1 rRNA gene is annotated in these 512 nt (G+C 35.2%); it reads right to left on the minus strand.

The window, feature by feature from the left end:
- Window positions 1-438: 438 nt before the first annotated feature.
- Window positions 439-512 (minus strand): 16S ribosomal RNA (locus OCI93_RS20990); the annotation flags it as partial.

Below are 512 nucleotides of genomic sequence, written 5' to 3' on the forward strand. Positions count from 1 at the left end.
ATCCACCGTGTACGCTTAGTCACTTAACCATACAACCCAAAGTAGTTTTTCTTCGCTTTTGCGCTTTATGCTGCGTGCCTCAACATTTTTACTTGGTCACATAACACGTTATGCTCCCGTCGATAAAAATATTAAGTGCCTTGCCTAAAGAACAAAATCATTGAAAAATATCTAGTTTGACATTGTACATTCAAAGACTGATTCAACTTCGCCAGAAGTTAATATTGAATACTAAAGTAGATGCTAATCACTTATTCATAAGAATAAATAATTGGCATTGTTTTACTTTTGAAAACTCTTTATAGATACGAATATCTATAAGAATTTAATTATCAGCTTTTCCAAATTTTTAAAGAGCAATATTAATTAGAATCCTTAACGGCTTCTAACTAACAATCATCTGTGTGGACACTACGAACAAATAAGTTCTAAATCGTATAAGGAGGTGATCCAGCCCCAGGTTCCCCTAGGGCTACCTTGTTACGACTTCACCCCAGTCATGAATCACTCCG

Origin of the sequence: Pseudoalteromonas holothuriae (genome assembly GCF_945859825.1) — a bacterium.
GTDB lineage: Bacteria > Pseudomonadota > Gammaproteobacteria > Enterobacterales > Alteromonadaceae > Pseudoalteromonas > Pseudoalteromonas holothuriae.